We start from the raw sequence: 16960 nt of genomic DNA, 5'->3' as shown, positions 1-16960 counted from the left end.
AGAGAAGCTTCGCTTCGCTATCCGTGAAGGCGGCCGCACCGTCGGTGCAGGCATCGTCTCCTCGATCATCGAGTAATCAATTTGACTGGCGGTTACGCCGCCAGTCTGGCATTCTGCCATTCAGGCATTGCAATGCCGCATAGGGGTATAGCTCAGTTGGTAGAGCGACGGTCTCCAAAACCGTAGGTCGCGGGTTCGAACCCTGCTGCCCCTGCCATTTTATAACGGGTGCTCATGGCTTGACTATGAGCGCCCGTTTTCTATATTGTAAATTAGGCGGCAATCTATGCCGCCTTACCTTTTTGATGGCGGCGCAGGCTTCGGCAGGGCGACACCGTTGAAAATGATAATTCCCTGCGGGATTTGTTGGCCGGGCAGGGAAGGATCGCCGCCGCACGATTGGATGGTGCGCCGAGTGATATTCGTAAGGATCGGATTTCCGATAAGCCTGTATGGTATTCTTTTAACCTTTGGGCTTGTTTTTTTTGGGAATCGATTCTATGTAACGTCAACAGACACGCGGCGCGTGGGGCTGAATTTTCAGCTTTGCGTGCCGTATACGCGTGACTTCAGGCTTCTGATTCGTTTTGACGGGCCAGGGTTTGGGGTAGCGCCGGATCAATGACAGAGCGGCAGATGGCATCCAAGACGAATCCGATCACCTTTTTTCAGCAGGTTCGCGCCGAAACGGCGAAGGTGACCTGGCCTACACGGCGTGAAACGGTCATCTCCACCATTATGGTGGTGATCATGGCGTTTCTGGCTGCTGCGTTCTTTTTTCTTGCCGACCAGCTTATGGCCTATGGCGTAGAATTTATTCTCGGCCTTGGTCGATAAGTTAGGATTGGGGAGTTTTAGATGACGGCGCGTTGGTATATCGTTCACGCCTATTCCAATTTTGAAAAGAAGGTCGCCGAGGATATCGAGGCCAAGGCGAAGCAGAAGGGTCTGTCCGAACTGATCGAGCAGATCGTTGTGCCGACCGAGAAGATTGTTGAAGTGCGCCGCGGCCGCAAGGTTGACGCAGAGCGCAAGTTCTTCCCGGGTTACGTGCTGGTTCGCGCAACCCTCACGGATGCCGTCTTTTCACTTATTAAGAATACTCCGAAAGTCACTGGTTTCCTTGGTGATTCCAAGCCTGTTCCGGTTTCCCAGAAGGAAGTCGATCAGATTCTGAACCAGGTTCAGGATGGCGTCGAGCGCCCAAAGACTTCCGTGTCCTTCGAGATTGGCGAAAACGTTCGCGTTTCCGATGGTCCGTTCGCGTCGTTCAACGGTATCGTTCAGGAAGTCGACGAAGAGCGTGCGCGTCTCAAGGTCGAGGTTTCCATCTTCGGGCGCGCAACGCCTGTGGATCTGGAATACGGTCAGGTCGATAAGCTCTGATCGTTTCGCCCGTAAGGGCATTCACCCCGTTCGAATCTCGGATGGGGTGAAAGTGGTGGAAGGGAAGGTGGCTTAGCCGGCCGTCGATCTCCGGACCACCGAACTGCCCGCCAGTTGAGCTGGCGTCAGTCGAGAGCCGGATTTTCCGGCATTAATCGAGAAAGCCGGATAGTCCGGCACTTTATAAAGGCAGAAAGCAATGGCTAAGAAAATTGCAGGCCAGCTGAAGCTCCAGGTAGCGGCAGGTGCGGCCAATCCGTCGCCCCCGATCGGTCCGGCCCTGGGTCAGCGCGGCATCAACATCATGGAATTCTGCAAGGCGTTCAATGCTGCCTCGCAGGAAATGGAAAAGGGTTCGCCGATTCCAGTCGTGATCACCTATTATCAGGACAAGTCTTTCACTTTTGTGATGAAGACGCCTCCGGTGACCTACTTCCTCAAGAAGGCCGCTAACCTCAAGTCCGGTTCGAAGACCCCGGGCAAGGCAAGCGCCGGCACGATCACCCGCGACAAGGTTCGCACGATCGCTGAAGCGAAGATGAAGGATCTGAACGCCGCTGACATTGAAGCAGCGATGCGCATGATCGAAGGTTCTGCCCGTTCGATGGGCCTGGAAGTGGTGGGCTGAGACGATGGCGAAGATTTCCAAGCGCATTAACAAGATCCGTGAAGGCGTTGATCGCAACAAGCTTTACGATCTGTCGGCTGCTATCGGCCTCGTCAAGGAACGTGCTGTCGCCAAGTTCGATGAAACCATCGAAATCGCGATGAACCTCGGCGTCGATCCGCGCCACGCTGACCAGATGGTCCGCGGCGTCGTCAACCTGCCGAATGGCACGGGCCGTACGGTTCGCGTTGCTGTTTTCGCTCGCGGCGACAAGGCTGAAGAAGCCAAGAAGGCTGGCGCTGACATCGTCGGTGCGGAAGAACTGTTCGAAATCGTCAATGGTGGCAAGATCGACTTCGATCGCTGCATTGCAACCCCGGACATGATGCCGCTCGTTGGCCGTCTCGGTAAGGTTCTTGGGCCCCGTGGCATGATGCCGAACCCGAAGGTTGGTACCGTCACCACCGACGTTGCAGCTGCAGTTGCTGCTTCCAAGGGCGGTGCAGTCGAGTTCCGCGTCGAGAAGGCTGGTATCATCCATGCCGGTATCGGCAAGGTTTCCTTCGACAATGCCAAGCTCGAAGAAAACATCAAGGCTTTCGCTGACGCCGTCATCAAGGCAAAGCCGTCGGCTGCCAAGGGTGAATACGTCAAGCGCGTATCGCTTTCCTCGACCATGGGCGTTGGCGTCAAGGTCGATCCGGCAACCGTCAAGGTCGTCGCCTAAGTTTTCAGGGCTCCGGTTTGCCGGGGCCCAAGCCTTTCCCGGAAAAGGGTAGGGCGATACAAGAATTCCGGATCGCAAGATCCGGATAGCCGGACGAAAGTCCGGTTATCCTGTCCGAGATTGCAGGCGGATCATCATCTTCGGGTGATAATCCTTAAACATATGGCCTGCATGAGACGTGGAATAACCCTGTTTCGCGTGAATACGCATGCAAGGTTTGAACCGTAGTTGCCTTTGAGTGACGCCTGGCTTCCAGGATAGCTGAAGGGGACAGGATCCTCGAACGTCGGGCTTACTGTGAAGTTTGTCCGGCAAAGGCAACCCGGCAGGGCCATGTGGTCCTGCCTACTGGAGAGAGACAGTGGATAGAGCGGAAAAACGCGAATTTGTCTCGTGGCTGAACGGCGCTTTTAAAGAGTCCGGTTCGGTCGTCGTGGCCCACTATACCGGTCTCACCGTTGCGCAGATGAGCGATCTTCGCTCGAAGATGCGTGATGCAGGTGGGTCCGTTAAAGTCGCGAAAAACCGCCTTGCCAAGATCGCTCTTCAGGGCACGGAATCGGAAGGCATTTCTGATCTGTTTACAGGTCAGACGGTTGTTGCTTACGCAAACGACCCGATTGCTGCTCCGAAGGTAGCCGTCGAATTCGCCAAGGCTAACGACAAGCTCGTTATCCTCGGTGGTGCAATGGGTGCAACGACGCTTAACGCCGATGGCGTCAAGTCGCTTGCTTCGCTCCCGTCGCTCGACGAACTGCGCGCAAAGCTGGTTGGAATGATCCAGACCCCGGCTCAGCGTCTCGCAGTACTTACCAGCGCACCAGCGGGCCAGGTCGCCCGCGTTATTGGCGCGCACGCCCGGAAGAACGAGGCGGCGTAAGGCCGTTTTTCGCTGTCAATTGTTCAAACCTTGAAACTAAGGAAATACCAAAATGGCTGATCTCGCAAAGATCGTTGATGACCTGTCGGCACTGACCGTTCTCGAAGCTGCAGAGCTTTCGAAGCTTCTCGAAGAGAAGTGGGGCGTTTCGGCTGCTGCTCCTGTTGCAGTTGCTGCTGCTGGTGGCGCTGCCCCTGCTGCTGCTGCAGAAGAAAAGACCGAATTCGACGTCGTTCTCGCTGACGGCGGCGCTAACAAGATCAACGTGATCAAGGAAGTGCGCGCAATCACCGGTCTCGGCCTCAAGGAAGCCAAGGACCTGGTCGAAGGCGCTCCGAAGGCTGTCAAGGAAGGCGCTTCGAAGGACGAAGCTGAGAAGATCAAGGCACAGCTCGAAGCTGCTGGCGCCAAGGTCGAACTCAAGTAAGTTCGGACTATTCTGGCGGATGGTTTTTCATCCGCCAGTTCCCGCCGGACTTTCCCGGTGGGTCGGATAACTGGAACCCTTTTCCTGAGTGCCGGAACGGCTTTCAGGAAACGGGTTTTAGCCCGTTAAGAGCGCCGCGTGTCGGTAACGACGCCAAAAGGCCGCTCTGGAAAGTTTGCATATGGTCCTTTTCGATCTATCCGATCTAGAGGTTCATGTGCTCGAGGGACCGCCGAAGGGCGGGGCATGATAAAGGCCGCAAGGCGTGAGCAAGCCGCAAGGCTATAGAACGAGGAGCGACGATGGCTCAGACCCATTCATTCAATGGTCGCAAGCGCGTACGCAAATTTTTCGGCAAGATCCCAGAGGTCGCCGAGATGCCGAACCTTATCGAGGTTCAGAAGGCATCTTACGACCAGTTCCTTATGGTTGAAGAACCATCCGGTGGGCGTTCTGACGAGGGTTTGCAGGCGGTTTTCAAGTCTGTTTTCCCAATTCAGGATTTCTCCGGCGCTTCGATGCTCGAATTCGTTCGCTACGAGTTCGATGCACCAAAATTCGACGTTGACGAATGCCGTCAGCGCGATTTGACGTATTCGGCGCCACTCAAGGTGACGCTGCGTCTTATCGTGTTCGATATTGACGAAGATACCGGCGCGAAGTCGATCAAGGACATCAAGGAGCAGGATGTCTACATGGGCGATATGCCGCTCATGACCGACAACGGCACCTTCATCGTCAACGGCACCGAGCGCGTGATCGTTTCGCAGATGCACCGTTCTCCGGGTGTCTTCTTCGACCACGACAAGGGCAAGACCCATTCTTCGGGCAAGCTCCTGTTCGCAGCTCGCGTCATCCCTTATCGCGGTTCGTGGCTCGATATCGAATTCGATTCCAAGGACATCGTCTACGCACGTATCGACCGCCGCCGCAAGCTGCCGGCCACCACGCTGCTGATGGCTCTTGGCATGGACGGCGAAGACATTCTGTCGACGTTCTACAAGACCGTTACCTATACGCGTGACGGCGATAACTGGCGCATTCCTTATTCGGCTGACCGCTTCAAGGGCATGAAGATCATCTCCGATCTCATCGATGCGGACACCGGTGAAGTCGTTCTTGAAGCTGGCAAGAAGCTGACCGCCCGTTCGGCCAAGCAGCTTGCTGAAAAGGGCCTCAAGGCCATCAAGGCGACTGAAGACGATCTGTTCGGCTCGTACCTTGCGGAAGATGTCGTCAATTACGCAACCGGTGAAATCTATCTCGAAGCCGGTGACGAAATCGACGAGAAGGTCCTCAAGACCCTGATCGATACCGGCGAGACGGAAATCAATGTTCTTGATATCGACCATGTCAATATCGGTGCGTATATCCGCAACACGCTGGCTGTCGACAAGAACGAAAGCCGTCAGGAAGCCCTGTTCGACATCTATCGCGTCATGCGTCCGGGCGAACCGCCTACGATGGATTCCGCCGAAGCGATGTTCAACTCGCTGTTCTTCGATGCCGAGCGCTACGACCTTTCGGCCGTCGGTCGCGTCAAGATGAACATGCGTCTGGACCTTGATGCGGAAGACACCGTGCGGGTTCTGCGCAAGGAAGACATTTTGGCCGTGGTCAAGATGCTGGTGGAATTGCGCGATGGTCGCGGCGAAATCGACGACATCGACAATCTCGGCAACCGTCGTGTGCGCTCGGTCGGCGAATTGATGGAAAATCAGTATCGCGTCGGTCTGCTCCGTATGGAGCGTGCGATCAAGGAACGTATGTCCTCGATCGAAATCGACACGGTCATGCCGCAGGACCTCATCAACGCGAAGCCCGCTGCGGCTGCCGTTCGTGAGTTCTTCGGTTCGTCGCAGCTGTCGCAGTTCATGGATCAGACCAATCCGCTTTCGGAAATCACCTACAAGCGTCGTCTTTCGGCTCTTGGACCGGGCGGTCTGACCCGTGAGCGCGCCGGCTTTGAAGTCCGCGACGTGCATCCGACCCACTATGGCCGTATCTGTCCGATTGAAACGCCGGAAGGCCCGAATATCGGTCTGATCAACTCGCTGGCAACCTTTGCCCGCGTCAACAAGTACGGCTTCATTGAAAGCCCGTACCGCAAGGTTGTCGACGGCAAGGTAACGAACGACGTTGTCTATCTGTCGGCCATGGAAGAAGCCAAGCACTCGGTTGCACAGGCTAACGTCGAGCTGGACGAGCAGGGCGGTTTCGTTGACGAGTTCGTCATCTGCCGCCATGCCGGCGAAGTGATGCTGGCGCCGCGTGAAAACGTGGACCTGATGGACGTGTCGCCGAAGCAGCTCGTTTCGGTTGCCGCGGCTCTCATTCCGTTCCTGGAAAACGACGACGCCAACCGCGCTCTCATGGGCTCGAACATGCAGCGTCAGGCTGTGCCGCTCGTGCGCGCGGAAGCGCCGTTTGTCGGTACGGGTATGGAACCGATTGTTGCCCGTGACTCCGGCGCGGCAATTGCTGCTCGTCGTGGCGGTATCGTCGATCAGGTTGACGCAACGCGTATCGTTATCCGTGCGACCGAAGATCTCGATCCGTCCAAGTCGGGCGTCGATATCTATCGCCTGATGAAGTTCCAGCGTTCGAACCAGAACACCTGCATCAATCAGCGTCCGCTCGTGCGCGTTGGCGATCGCATCCAGAAGGGTGACATCATTGCCGACGGTCCGTCGACGGATCTGGGCGATCTGGCTCTCGGCCGTAACGTGCTCGTCGCGTTCATGCCGTGGAACGGCTACAACTACGAAGATTCGATTCTTCTTTCAGAGAAGATCGTTTCGGACGACGTGTTCACTTCGATCCACATCGAAGAATTCGAAGTTGCTGCCCGCGACACCAAGCTTGGACCTGAGGAAATCACCCGCGACATTCCGAATGTTTCGGAAGAAGCGCTGAAGAACCTCGACGAAGCCGGTATCGTGTACATCGGTGCTGAAGTGCATCCTGGCGACATTCTTGTCGGTAAGATCACGCCGAAGGGCGAGAGCCCGATGACGCCGGAAGAAAAGCTTCTGCGCGCCATCTTCGGTGAAAAGGCATCGGACGTTCGTGACACCTCCATGCGTATGCCGCCTGGAACCTACGGTACGGTTGTGGAAGTTCGCGTTTTCAATCGCCACGGCGTTGAAAAGGACGAGCGCGCCATGGCTATCGAGCGCGAGGAAATCGAGCGTCTCGCCAAGGACCGTGACGACGAACAGGCTATTCTGGACCGCAACGTCTATGGCCGTCTTGCCGACATGATCGACGGCAAGGTTGCCGCAGCGGGGCCGAAGGGCTTCAAGAAGGGCACGGCGATCACCCGCGAACTGATGACCGAATATCCGCGGTCGCAGTGGTGGCAGTTTGCTGTCGACGACGAGAAGCTCCAGGGCGAACTCGAAGCGCTTCGCAGCCAGTACGACGACTCCAAGAAGCTGCTCGAAGCACGCTTCATGGACAAGGTCGAGAAGGTACAGCGCGGCGACGAGATGCCTCCAGGCGTCATGAAGATGGTCAAGGTCTTTGTCGCTGTGAAGCGCAAGATCCAGCCGGGCGACAAGATGGCTGGCCGTCACGGCAACAAGGGTGTGGTTTCGCGCATTCTGCCGGTGGAAGACATGCCGTTCCTCGAAGACGGTACGCATGCCGACATCGTGTTGAACCCGCTTGGCGTTCCGAGCCGTATGAATGTGGGCCAGATTCTGGAAACCCACCTCGGCTGGGCATGTGCCGGCATGGGCAAGAAGATCGGTGAGCTCATCGACGTTTATCGCAAGACGGCCAATATCGAGCCTCTGCGTGAAACGCTGGAGCACATCTATCCGGACAACGACCGCAACGAACCGGTCCGGTCTTATGATGACGATTCCGTCCTCATGCTGGCCAATCAGGTGAAGCGCGGCGTGTCTATCGCAACGCCGGTCTTCGACGGTGCCGTCGAAGCCGACATCAATGCGATGCTGACGGATGCCGGTCTTGCGACGTCGGGTCAGTCGACGCTTTACGATGGACGTACGGGTGAGCCGTTCGATCGTCAGGTGACCATGGGCTACATCTATATGTTGAAGCTCCACCACCTGGTCGACGACAAGATACACGCCCGTTCGATCGGACCTTACTCGCTCGTTACGCAGCAGCCTCTGGGCGGCAAGGCCCAATTCGGTGGCCAGCGCTTCGGCGAAATGGAGGTCTGGGCACTGGAAGCATATGGTGCGGCCTACACGCTGCAGGAAATGCTGACCGTCAAGTCGGACGACGTGGCAGGCCGTACCAAGGTCTACGAAGCCATCGTGCGCGGAGACGACACGTTCGAAGCGGGCATCCCAGAGAGCTTCAACGTTCTCGTCAAGGAAATGCGTTCGCTTGGCCTCAATGTCGAACTCGACGACACGCGAGATGCTGAACAGCCGGCCCTGCCGGACGCGGCGGAATAAACATCGAGGCGCGCCATGGTCTTGCCGTGGCGCGCCCGTATACTTGTTTCCAGTGAAGGCGGATTTCTTTGCCGCTGGAGGGAACGGGACTACGGCAAGCCAGTTCAAAAACTGAGTAGTACCGCGATTTCTTTTCCAGATGGCAGGGATTTTCAGCCTGTCATCGACGACACACAGGGCGGCGGATCGCCCTCAAGGAGAACGGCATGAACCAAGAGGTCATGAATCTTTTCAATCCTCAGGCTCCGGCGCAAACGTTCGATTCCATCAGAATCTCGATCGCCAGCCCTGAGAAGATTCTGTCCTGGTCATACGGCGAGATCAAGAAGCCGGAGACGATCAACTACCGTACGTTCAAGCCAGAACGCGATGGTCTCTTCTGCGCGCGCATCTTCGGCCCGATCAAGGACTATGAATGCTTGTGCGGTAAGTACAAGCGCATGAAATACAAAGGCATCATCTGCGAAAAGTGCGGCGTGGAAGTCACGCTCTCGCGCGTTCGTCGCGAGCGCATGGGCCATATCGAACTCGCAGCCCCGGTTGCTCACATCTGGTTTTTGAAGTCGCTCCCGAGCCGTATCGGCACGCTGCTGGACATGACGCTCAAGGATATCGAGCGCGTCCTGTATTTCGAGAACTACATCGTGACCGAACCGGGCCTGACCTCGCTGAAGGAGCATCAGCTTCTTTCGGAAGAGGAATACATGATCGCCGTCGATGAATTCGGCGAAGATCAGTTTACGGCTCTTATCGGTGCAGAAGCTATTTACGAGCTTCTGGCCTCGATGGAACTCGAAAAGATTGCCGCAGATCTGCGCGTCGATCTGGCCGAGACCACCTCGGACCTGAAGCAGAAGAAGCTGATGAAGCGTCTGAAGATCGTCGAAAACTTCCTGGAGTCGGGAAACCGCCCGGAATGGATGATCATGAAGATCGTGCCGGTCATTCCGCCGGATCTGCGTCCGCTTGTGCCGCTGGATGGCGGTCGTTTCGCGACGTCGGATTTGAACGATCTGTACCGCCGCGTCATCAACCGTAACAACCGTCTGAAGCGCCTGATCGAACTGCGCGCGCCGGGCATCATCATCCGCAACGAAAAGCGCATGCTGCAGGAAGCTGTCGATGCGCTGTTCGACAATGGCCGTCGCGGCCGCGTCATCACCGGCGCCAACAAGCGTCCGCTGAAGTCGCTGTCCGACATGCTCAAGGGCAAGCAGGGCCGCTTCCGTCAGAACCTGCTCGGCAAGCGCGTCGACTATTCGGGCCGTTCGGTCATCGTGACCGGTCCGGAACTCAAGCTGCACCAGTGCGGCTTGCCGAAGAAGATGGCGCTCGAGCTGTTCAAGCCGTTCATCTACGCACGTCTTGACGCGAAGGGTTATTCCTCGACCGTCAAGCAGGCGAAGAAGCTGGTTGAAAAGGAACGTCCGGAAGTCTGGGATATCCTTGACGAAGTAATCCGTGAGCATCCGGTTCTTCTGAACCGCGCGCCCACGCTGCACCGTCTTGGCATCCAGGCCTTCGAACCCACCCTGATCGAAGGCAAGGCAATCCAGCTGCATCCGCTCGTTTGTACGGCGTTCAACGCCGACTTCGACGGTGACCAGATGGCTGTTCACGTTCCGCTGTCGCTTGAAGCCCAGCTTGAAGCACGCGTGCTGATGATGTCGACCAACAACATCCTGCATCCGGCTAACGGCGCGCCGATCATCGTTCCTTCGCAGGACATGGTTCTCGGCCTCTATTATCTGTCCATCGTGGCAGACAAGGAGCCGGGCGAGGGCATGGTGTTTGCCGATATGGGTGAACTCCAGCACGCGCTGGAAACCAAGGTCGTCACGCTGCACACCAAGATCAAGGGTCGCTTCAAGACGGTCGATGCCGAAGGCAAGCCTGTGTCGAAGATTTACGACACGACGCCGGGCCGCATGATTATCGGCGAGTTGCTGCCGAAGAACGTCAATGTGCCGTTCGACATCTGCAATCAGGAGATGACCAAGAAGAACATCTCCAAGATGATCGACCACGTCTACCGCCATTGCGGCCAGAAAGAGACGGTTATCTTCTGTGATCGCATCATGCAGCTCGGCTTTGCCCATGCCTGCCGTGCAGGCATCTCCTTCGGCAAGGATGACATGGTCATTCCGGACACGAAGGCGAAGATCGTTGCCGACACCGAAGCGCTTACGACTGAATATGAACAGCAGTACAATGACGGCCTGATCACTCAGGGCGAGAAGTACAACAAGGTCGTTGACGCCTGGGGCAAGGCTACCGACAAGATCACCGAAGAGATGATGGCGCGCCTTAAGGCCGTCGAATTCGATCCGGTGACCGGTCGCCAGAAGCAGATGAACTCCGTCTACATGATGTCGCATTCGGGTGCCCGTGGTTCGGTCAACCAGATGCGTCAGCTTGGCGGCATGCGCGGCCTTATGGCCAAGCCGTCGGGTGAAATCATCGAAACCCCGATCATCTCGAACTTCAAGGAAGGCCTGACCGTGAACGAGTACTTCAACTCGACCCACGGTGCCCGTAAGGGTCTGGCAGACACCGCCTTGAAGACCGCTAACTCGGGCTACCTGACCCGTCGTCTCGTTGACGTTGCACAGGATGCGATCATTTCGGAAGTCGATTGCGGCGCCGAAATCGGTCTCACCATGCAGCCGATCGTCGATGCCGGCCAGATCGTGGCTTCGATCGGCCAGCGCGTTCTGGGCCGTACGGCTCTCGATCCGATCCTGCACCCGGCAACCGGCGAAGTCATCGTCGAAGCTGGCCGCATGATCGAAGAAAAGGACGTCGAGATCATCGAGAAGGCTGGTATCCAGTCGATCCGCATCCGTTCGGCACTGACCTGTGAAACCCGTAACGGCGTTTGCGCCAAGTGCTATGGTCGCGACCTCGCACGCGGTACTCCGGTCAATCAGGGCGAAGCTGTCGGCGTTATCGCTGCTCAGTCGATCGGCGAGCCCGGCACCCAGCTCACCATGCGTACCTTCCACTTGGGCGGCACGGCGCAGGTTGTCGACTCGTCCTACCTGGAAGCTTCGTATGAAGGCACCGTCAAGCTGCGTAACCGCAATGTGGTTCGTAACTCCGATGGCAACCTCGTGGTGATGGGCCGTAACATGGCAGTCCTGATCCTCGACGCTACGGGCAAGGAACGTGCGGTCCATCGCGTGACCTACGGTTCGCGTCTGTTCGTGGATGAGGGCGATACGGTCAAGCGCGGCCAGCGTATAGCCGAGTGGGATCCGTATACTCGCCCGATCATGACCGAAGTTGAAGGCTACGTTGAGTTCGAAGATCTCGTCGATGGTCTCTCGGTTTCGGAATCGGCGGACGAATCGACCGGTATCACCAAGCGCGTCGTCATCGACTGGCGTTCGACCCCGCGCGGTTCGGACCTCAAACCGGCTATGGTCATCAAGGACAAGGCTGGCAAGACCCTGAAGTTGTCGAAGGGTGGCGATGCCCGCTTCCTGCTCTCCGTGGAATCGATCCTTTCGGTCGAACCTGGCGCGCATGTGAAGGCTGGTGACGTTATCGCCCGTCTGCCGATGGAAAGCGCCAAGACCAAGGACATCACCGGTGGTCTGCCGCGCGTGGCCGAACTGTTCGAAGCACGTCGTCCGAAGGATCATGCCGTCATTGCAGAGATCGATGGTACCGTTCGTTTCGGTCGCGACTACAAGAACAAGCGTCGCATCATCATCGAGCCGAACGACGACACGATCGAACCGGTCGAGTACCTCATTCCGAAGGGCAAGCCGTTCCATCTTCAGGACGGCGACGTCATCGAAAAGGGTGAGTACATCCTCGACGGCAACCCGGCACCGCATGATATTCTGGCGATCAAGGGCGTCGAAGCTCTGGCTTCGTATCTCGTGAACGAAATCCAGGAAGTTTATCGTTTGCAGGGCGTTTTGATCAACGACAAACACATCGAAGTGATTGTCCGTCAGATGCTGCAGAAGGTGGAAATCACGGAATCCGGCGATACCGGCTATATTCCGGGCGACCACGTCGACCGCATCGAGCTGGAAGAGATCAACGAACGTCTTATCGAAGACGGCAAGAAGCCGGGCTCCGGCAATCCTGTTCTCCTCGGTATTACCAAGGCTTCGCTTCAGACGCCATCGTTCATCTCGGCTGCATCGTTCCAGGAAACGACCCGCGTGCTTACCGAAGCTGCGGTTGCCGGCAAGATGGATACGCTGCAAGGTCTCAAGGAAAACGTCATCGTCGGCCGTCTCATTCCGGCCGGTACGGGCGGCATGACCAACCAGATTCGTCGTATTGCAACCGCACGCGACGAACTGATTATCGATGAGCGCCGCAAGACTTCGGGATCTGCCGAAGCCAATGCGATGCTGGTCGACATGACCAACAACGCTGCCGAGTAAAATCGGCAGATATGAAACTAAAAAAGGCCGCCTTTCGGGGCGGCCTTTTTGTATTCAGATTGTTTTCTGAAAAAGTGTAAAACAGCTTTGCAAATTAAAAAGAGCCGGTCGAAACTGGCGCTGTCTTGCTGATCTTACTCTTCTTCGTCGTCATCGCCGTCGAATTCGATCAGTGCGACTTCACCGCTGAGCGCCGTGGCCCAGGCGCTCTTGTGCGGTTCTTCTTCCGGCTCTTCGGTCAGTGTGCCCATCTCAAGAAGCTCGGCTTCATGATAGCCTTCTTCAGCAAGAATGCTCAGGACGGTCTGAACCAGATCCTCATTCTCGTCCGATTTCAAAAGCAGATGCACTTCGACCGGAGATTCTTCACCTTCGTTCCAGACGTCAGCGATGACGAGATGAACGATCGGCGAATCGTCGCCGGCTGTTGGGGATGTGGAAGACATTGAGAAACCCTTAATATTCTGTTGCGTTTCGACTCAGATGTGCTTCAATAACCTGACCTGAGTGGCTGCGCCATGCTTGCATAGGAAAATGACGGTTTTGATCGCGAAATATTAGCGAATAGACGTCAAATGCGGCGCAATAACCTGTCCGGACGGAGCCAAAACGCCGGTTTCGAGCCTTCTATTGAAGAAACTTGAGCTGCTGCCCTTGACGAAACGTCGCTAAAGACGTATCAGCACCCCATCTGAGCCGATGTGAGACAAGCTTTTTCGGGGCGACGCGCCCTGAAGTTCATCTCAAACAGGGTTCGTTTTACGATCGAAATGCAACTTGCCGTTCGCATGAAGCGTCAGCTTCCTCTGCTTTTGTTCGGGGTGGCCACCGGTTGACGAGGGCTGACTCCGAATTTGCGCATGAGCATGCCGGTGAAACGGCCCCTTGGGGCGTGGATACGAGATTTTTTAAAGAGGAAGGTTGTATGCCAACCGTAAACCAGCTTATCCGCAAGCCGCGCATTGCGCCGGTAAAGCGCAATAAGGTTCCTGCACTGCAGGCAAACCCTCAGAAGCGCGGTGTTTGCACTCGCGTTTACACGACGACCCCGAAGAAGCCGAACTCGGCTCTCCGTAAGGTTGCCAAGGTTCGTCTGACGAACGGCTTCGAAGTTATTGGTTATATTCCTGGTGAAGGGCATAACCTGCAGGAGCACTCCGTCGTCATGATCCGCGGCGGTCGTGTAAAGGACTTGCCGGGTGTGCGTTACCACATCATCCGCGGCGTTCTCGATACCCAGGGTGTCAAGAACCGCAAGCAGCGCCGTTCGAAGTACGGTGCAAAGCGTCCGAAGTAAGATTTTCCGGGGATACCGGCCGCCAGAAGGCGAGCTGAGCCCGATGTAATTGAAAGAAGAGACGAAATGTCCAGACGCCATAAGGCTGAGAAGCGTGAGATCAATCCGGATCCGAAGTTCGGCGATCTCGTTATCACGAAGTTCATGAATGCAGTCATGCTTCATGGCAAGAAGTCGGTTGCTGAAAGCATCGTTTACGGTGCGCTCGATGTAATCGAAGTCAAGGCAAAGTCCGAGCCGGTCGCGCTGTTCCATCAGGCGCTCGACAACGTAGCTCCGCACATCGAAGTCCGTTCGCGCCGCGTTGGTGGTGCAACCTATCAGGTTCCGGTCGATGTGCGTCCAGAACGCCGCCAGGCACTTGCCATTCGTTGGCTCATCAATGCTGCTCGTGGCCGTAACGAGACGACGATGATCGACCGTCTCTCGGGTGAGCTGCTTGACGCTGCTAACAACCGTGGTTCTGCTGTGAAGAAGCGTGAAGACACGCACCGCATGGCTGAAGCCAACCGCGCCTTCTCGCATTACCGCTGGTAATCGTCGAAACCTATTCAAAGAGCAACTATCATGGCCCGCGAATATAAAATCGAAGACTACCGCAATTTCGGTATCATGGCTCACATCGACGCCGGTAAGACGACGATGACCGAGCGTATTCTGTTCTATACCGGTAAGAACCATAAGATCGGCGAAACCCACGATGGTGCGTCGACCATGGACTGGATGGAGCAGGAGCAGGAACGCGGTATCACCATCACGTCCGCTGCCACGACCACGTTCTGGCAGGGTCAGGATGGCAAGAAGCGCCGCTTCAACATCATCGACACGCCGGGCCACGTTGACTTCACGATTGAAGTTGAGCGCTCGCTCCGCGTTCTCGACGGCGCAATTGCGTTGCTTGACGCCAATGCTGGCGTTGAGCCTCAGACGGAAACCGTGTGGCGTCAGGCTGAAAAGTATCACGTTCCGCGTATGGTCTTCGTCAACAAGATGGACAAGATCGGTGCCGATTTCTATCGTTGCGTAGAAATGGTCGGTTCGCGTCTTGGCGCAGTAGCACTTCCGATTCAGCTGCCGATCGGCGCTGAAAATGAGTTCGAAGGCGTCATCGACCTGATCGAAATGAAGGCTCTGACCTGGGATGGCACGATCGGCGCATCTGCGACCGTTGGTGAAGTTCCTGAGCACCTCAAGGATCAGGCCGAAGAATATCGCGAAAAGCTCATCGAGTTGGCCGTGGAAATCGACGAAGCTGCCATGGAAGCTTATCTCGAAGGCACCATGCCGACGAACGACGAGCTGCGCGCGCTGATCCGCAAGGGCACCATTGACGTCAAGTTCCATCCGGTTCTTTGCGGTACCGCGTTCAAGAACCGTGGCATCCAGCCGCTTCTCGACGCAGTTGTGGCATTCCTTCCGGCTCCGACCGATGTTCCCGCCATCAAGGGTATCGACGTCAAGACCGAAACGGAAACCACGCGTGAATCTTCGGATGAAGCACCGCTCTCGATGCTCGCATTCAAGATCATGAACGACCCGTTCGTTGGTTCGCTGACCTTCGCTCGTATTTACTCGGGCAAGCTGACCAAGGGCATTTCGCTCGAAAACACCGTCAAGGGCAAGCGTGAGCGCATCGGCCGTATGCTGCAGATGCACTCCAACAGCCGTGAAGACATCGAAGAAGCCTTTGCAGGCGACATCGTTGCTCTGGCTGGCCTCAAGGAAACCACCACTGGCGATACGCTCTGCGATCCGCTGAAGCCGGTTATCCTCGAGCGCATGGAATTCCCGGATCCGGTTATCGAAATCGCTATCGAGCCGAAGACCAAGGCCGACCAGGAAAAGATGGGTATCGCGCTCAATCGTCTGGCTGCCGAAGATCCTTCCTTCCGCGTCAAGTCGGACGAAGAATCCGGTCAGACCATCATTGCCGGCATGGGCGAACTTCACCTCGACATTCTCGTCGATCGCATGAAGCGCGAATTCAAGGTCGAAGCCAACGTCGGTGCTCCGCAGGTTGCTTACCGTGAATCGATCACCCGTCAGGCGGAAATCGATTACACGCATAAGAAGCAGTCGGGTGGTTCGGGTCAGTTCGCTCGCGTTAAGATCATCTTCGAACCGCATGACGGCGACGATTTCATCTTCGAATCGAAGATTGTCGGCGGCTCGGTTCCGAAGGAATACATTCCGGGTGTTCAGAAGGGTATCGAAAGCGTCATGGGTGCAGGCCCGCTGGCTGGCTTCCCGATGCTCGGCGTAAAGGCCACCCTGATCGACGGTGCATACCATGACGTTGACTCGTCTGTTCTCGCCTTCGAAATCGCGTCCCGTGCAGCGTTCCGTGAAGGTGCGCAGAAGGCTGGCGCTCAGCTCCTCGAGCCGATCATGAAGGTCGAGGTTGTTACGCCGGAAGATTACGTTGGTGACGTTATCGGCGATCTGAATTCGCGTCGCGGTCAGATTTCCGGCACCGAAGCCCGCGGTATCGCCACGGTCGTCAATGCAAACGTTCCGCTCGCCAACATGTTTGGCTATGTGAATTCGCTGCGTTCGATGTCTCAGGGCCGTGCACAGTACACGATGCAGTTCGACCATTATGAGCCGGTTCCGACGGCGGTCGCACAGGAAATCCAGAAGAAGTTTGCGTGATCTAAGGGTCACGCTCCCAATTAAAAGAATGCCTGAGCAGGCTAAATTTACGGAGAGCTCAAATGGCAAAAAGCAAATTCGAACGTACGAAACCCCACGTTAACATCGGCACGATTGGTCACGTTGACCATGGGAAGAC

Annotated in this window: 13 protein-coding genes, 1 tRNA gene and 1 pseudogene; 14 read left to right on the top strand and 1 reads right to left on the bottom strand. The window is 56.4% G+C overall.

From position 1 onward, the window contains the following. From JNC70_RS22110 to rpoC, 10 genes are all read left to right on the top strand, one after another. Positions 1-76: EF-Tu C-terminal domain-related protein (locus JNC70_RS22110; protein WP_080641667.1), on the top strand; the 76-nt coding region annotated here is incomplete at its 5' end. Positions 77-141: 65 nt separating this feature from the next. Beyond that, positions 142-217: transfer RNA gene (locus JNC70_RS22105), tRNA-Trp, on the top strand. Positions 218-636: 419 nt separating this feature from the next. Beyond that, positions 637-837 carry a preprotein translocase subunit SecE gene (secE, locus tag JNC70_RS22100; protein ID WP_002964376.1) on the top strand — a complete coding sequence of 67 codons (201 nt, stop codon included), beginning with the start codon at positions 637-639 and terminating at the stop codon, positions 835-837. Positions 838-858: 21 nt separating this feature from the next. Beyond that, entirely contained in the window at positions 859-1386 is a 528-nt protein-coding gene (gene nusG, locus JNC70_RS22095) for a transcription termination/antitermination protein NusG (protein ID WP_006467043.1), read from the top strand. 199 nt (positions 1387-1585) lie between these two features. Beyond that, positions 1586-2014: a 50S ribosomal protein L11 gene (rplK, locus tag JNC70_RS22090; RefSeq protein WP_006467042.1), complete on the top strand. Its 429-nt coding sequence runs from the start codon at positions 1586-1588 to the stop codon at positions 2012-2014. Positions 2015-2018: 4 nt separating this feature from the next. Further along, on the top strand, positions 2019-2720 hold the full coding sequence (gene rplA / locus JNC70_RS22085; protein WP_010659904.1) for a 50S ribosomal protein L1: 702 nt from the start codon (positions 2019-2021) through the stop codon (positions 2718-2720). Between the two features lie 361 nt (positions 2721-3081). After that, positions 3082-3600, top strand: coding sequence for a 50S ribosomal protein L10 (gene rplJ, locus JNC70_RS22080; protein ID WP_104756821.1), 519 nt, complete (start codon positions 3082-3084; stop codon positions 3598-3600). Positions 3601-3652: 52 nt separating this feature from the next. Continuing rightward, on the top strand, positions 3653-4027 hold the full coding sequence (gene rplL / locus JNC70_RS22075) for a 50S ribosomal protein L7/L12 (protein WP_010659906.1): 375 nt from the start codon (positions 3653-3655) through the stop codon (positions 4025-4027). A 302-nt stretch (positions 4028-4329) separates the two neighbouring features. Further along, positions 4330-8463, top strand: a complete 4134-nt coding sequence (gene rpoB / locus JNC70_RS22070; RefSeq protein WP_374789003.1) for a DNA-directed RNA polymerase subunit beta — start codon at positions 4330-4332, stop codon at positions 8461-8463. 206 nt (positions 8464-8669) lie between these two features. Continuing rightward, positions 8670-12872 carry a DNA-directed RNA polymerase subunit beta' gene (rpoC, locus tag JNC70_RS22065; RefSeq protein WP_104756817.1) on the top strand — a complete coding sequence of 1401 codons (4203 nt, stop codon included), beginning with the start codon at positions 8670-8672 and terminating at the stop codon, positions 12870-12872. Between the two features lie 134 nt (positions 12873-13006). Here rpoC and JNC70_RS22060 read toward each other — a convergent pair whose 3' ends face one another. Continuing rightward, complete coding sequence (locus JNC70_RS22060) at positions 13007-13318, bottom strand: hypothetical protein (protein WP_104756816.1); 312 nt, start codon at positions 13316-13318, stop codon at positions 13007-13009. A gap of 479 nt (positions 13319-13797) precedes the next feature. Between JNC70_RS22060 and rpsL the strand changes: the two genes are divergently transcribed. From rpsL to JNC70_RS22040, 4 genes and pseudogenes are all read left to right on the top strand, one after another. Next, the gene (rpsL, locus tag JNC70_RS22055; protein ID WP_006471111.1) at positions 13798-14169 is read left to right on the top strand and encodes a 30S ribosomal protein S12; all 372 of its coding nucleotides are present in this window, start codon (positions 13798-13800) and stop codon (positions 14167-14169) included. Positions 14170-14235: 66 nt separating this feature from the next. Further along, the gene (gene rpsG / locus JNC70_RS22050; RefSeq protein WP_104756815.1) at positions 14236-14706 is read left to right on the top strand and encodes a 30S ribosomal protein S7; all 471 of its coding nucleotides are present in this window, start codon (positions 14236-14238) and stop codon (positions 14704-14706) included. Positions 14707-14736: 30 nt separating this feature from the next. Next, a complete protein-coding gene (gene fusA, locus JNC70_RS22045; RefSeq protein ID WP_104756814.1) occupies positions 14737-16821 on the top strand; it encodes an elongation factor G in 2085 nt (694 codons plus the stop codon). A gap of 62 nt (positions 16822-16883) precedes the next feature. Beyond that, positions 16884-16960 (top strand): annotated as a pseudogene (locus tag JNC70_RS22040) (GTP-binding protein); the annotation flags it as partial.

The organism is Brucella oryzae (assembly GCF_041929965.1).
Taxonomy (GTDB): Bacteria; Pseudomonadota; Alphaproteobacteria; order Rhizobiales; family Rhizobiaceae; genus Brucella; species Brucella oryzae.
Note: the sequence above shows the minus strand (reverse complement) of the source record. Positions and strands in the feature narration are given on the sequence as shown.

Excerpts from the sequence above, each read along its gene's own strand:
- secE (WP_002964376.1), top strand. The coding sequence starts at position 637 with ATGGCATCCAAGACGAATCCGATCACCTTTTTTCAGCAGGTTCGCGCC.
- nusG (WP_006467043.1), top strand. The coding sequence starts at position 859 with ATGACGGCGCGTTGGTATATCGTTCACGCCTATTCCAATTTTGAAAAG.
- rplK (WP_006467042.1), top strand. The coding sequence starts at position 1,586 with ATGGCTAAGAAAATTGCAGGCCAGCTGAAGCTCCAGGTAGCGGCAGGT.
- rplA (WP_010659904.1), top strand. The coding sequence starts at position 2,019 with ATGGCGAAGATTTCCAAGCGCATTAACAAGATCCGTGAAGGCGTTGAT.
- rplL (WP_010659906.1), top strand. The coding sequence starts at position 3,653 with ATGGCTGATCTCGCAAAGATCGTTGATGACCTGTCGGCACTGACCGTT.
- rpoB (WP_374789003.1), top strand. The coding sequence starts at position 4,330 with ATGGCTCAGACCCATTCATTCAATGGTCGCAAGCGCGTACGCAAATTT.
- rpoC (WP_104756817.1), top strand. The coding sequence starts at position 8,670 with ATGAACCAAGAGGTCATGAATCTTTTCAATCCTCAGGCTCCGGCGCAA.
- JNC70_RS22060 (WP_104756816.1), bottom strand. The coding sequence starts at position 13,318 with ATGTCTTCCACATCCCCAACAGCCGGCGACGATTCGCCGATCGTTCAT.
- rpsL (WP_006471111.1), top strand. The coding sequence starts at position 13,798 with ATGCCAACCGTAAACCAGCTTATCCGCAAGCCGCGCATTGCGCCGGTA.
- rpsG (WP_104756815.1), top strand. The coding sequence starts at position 14,236 with ATGTCCAGACGCCATAAGGCTGAGAAGCGTGAGATCAATCCGGATCCG.
- fusA (WP_104756814.1), top strand. The coding sequence starts at position 14,737 with ATGGCCCGCGAATATAAAATCGAAGACTACCGCAATTTCGGTATCATG.